2 protein-coding genes are annotated in these 1,924 nt (G+C 57.5%); both read left to right on the top strand.

The genetic code is table 11. The features are described from left to right. The coding region (locus SMC5_RS10175; protein ID WP_126854994.1) for a glycosyltransferase at positions 1-1,125 on the top strand (1,125 nt) is incomplete at its 5' end. A gap of 14 nt (positions 1,126-1,139) precedes the next feature. Beyond that, on the top strand, positions 1,140-1,924 hold a 785-nt coding region (locus SMC5_RS10170; RefSeq protein ID WP_165849074.1), incomplete at its 3' end, for a nucleotide sugar dehydrogenase.

The following is a 1,924-nucleotide window of genomic DNA, read 5'->3' as shown; positions in this document are numbered from 1 at the left end:
ACCAACAACTATCGCTCGTTCCCCAGCCGAAAACAGCGCTTTGCTCGAAGACTGGTCGAACGAGGCTATGACGTTCTCTACGTTGAAGCGCCGGTAACCTGGCTAGCGCTCGCCCGTCCGAAGCAGCGGTGGAAGTTGAATGCCTGGCGGTCCGGTACGCACGAGCAAGGAGAACACATGTGGACCGCGTCGCCCACGCCGTGGCTTCCGTTCTTCAAGAAGTATGAACGTATGGCAGACCACGACTCACTCACCTACTACCGCTACTTGCAGAGTCTTGCTGGTGGCTGGACGGCTGAACCCGGCATCGTCCTGACGTATCTGCCATTTGTCCCAAAAACTCTTCGGTTGCTTGGCGCTCCGGTCGTGTACGATTGCGTCGACGACCACAGCGCGTATCCCGGACTCCTCGACAAGGGTACTGTCGATCGCCTCGAGGCTCGGACTGCCGACATTGCGTCTGCTGTGATTGCAACCAATGAAACCATCGCTGCCAAGTTCCCGTCGCACGAAGACAAGCTGAGTCTGATCCAGAATGGCGTGGACCACGAACTGTTTGCTGCGCCCGCCATGGCGTGGCTCGACACATTGATCGCCCTGCCGAGGCAACGCAAATTCCTGTATGTCGGAGCAATGCGCGAATGGTTCGATGTGCAAGCGCTTGGCGCCATTGCTGCTGCGTATCCAGACTGCGTGATCGACTGCTTCGGCGAGGCCTTGCCGCTCGTTCGTAGTGAACTGGCCATCCATACCAACATCGTCTTCAAGGGAACGCTTTCCCAAGCTGCGATCGCGCAGGAAGCCCCCCACTACGACGTCGCGCTCATCCCCTTCCGTGAATCGCCGCTGATTTTGGGCGTCGACCCACTGAAGTTCTATGAATACGTTGCAGCTGGACTGCCTGTGGTTTCGTCGACAATCCACGCCCTTGGAACATTCGGCAACGACCTCGTGCGACTTGCATCCACTCCGCAGGAGTTTATTTCCGCAGTGCAAAACACGATCGATGCGGATTCACTCGAGTTGCGCCGTTACCGCGTGCAGTCATCCCGACGTTTTGACTGGTCGTTCCGGATTGCCGAATTCGACCGCGTTCTTGACACGTTGATACCCCACCAGTCCTGAATATGGAGGAAAAGATGGAAAGAAAGCTTGCAATTGTCGGTCTTGGCTATGTCGGCCTGCCTCTTGCGCTCACCTATGCGCTCGATGCATTCCAGGTCTCCGGGGTCGATATCGACCCGCGTCGCATCGAGTCGATCAAGTCGTCTTCGCTCGGTATGCGCGAGGATTTCGACAGCGTGCCGGTCAATGATGTCCTCCGAACGTGTCTTGCAAACGGCAGCTTGAACGTCACCAGCAGGTTCGACGAACTCCCAAAGGACGTGGCGACCTTCATTATTACGGTTGGCATCCCTATCGACCATGCATGGACTCTGGACATGAGCATGCTCACAAGCGCCTGTGCGGAGCTCGGCAAGCTGCTCAAGAAAGGAGATCTCGTCATCTGCCGGTCCACAGTACCTGTTGGCACCACTCGTGGCCTCGTTCTGTCCACGCTGGAGCGTGCAAGCGGACTCGTGGCAGGTACCGACTTTGACCTCGCGTATTCGTCGGAGCGGATAGCTGAAGGACACGCGTATGACGAGTTCCGCAACATGCCACTGGTCGTCGGGGGCATCAACGGGAGGAGTCTCGATCGTGCGACCCAGGTGCTCGGAGCCGTCAACCGGGAACCCATCTTCAAAGCGTCCTCCATCGAACTTGTTGAGGCGGCGAAGATGTTCGAGAATGCTCAGCGGGACGTCAACATCGCAATCGCCGACCAGATGGCACGTTTCGCGAATTACTTCGGCATCCCCACGTGGGAACTGATCGAAGCCTGCAACACGCACTCCAGGGTCAAGATCCTCATGCCTGGGAT

The organism is Candidatus Cryosericum odellii (assembly GCF_003570935.1).
Taxonomy (GTDB): domain Bacteria; phylum Caldisericota; class Caldisericia; order Cryosericales; family Cryosericaceae; genus Cryosericum; species Cryosericum odellii.
Note: the sequence above shows the minus strand (reverse complement) of the source record. Positions and strands in the feature narration are given on the sequence as shown.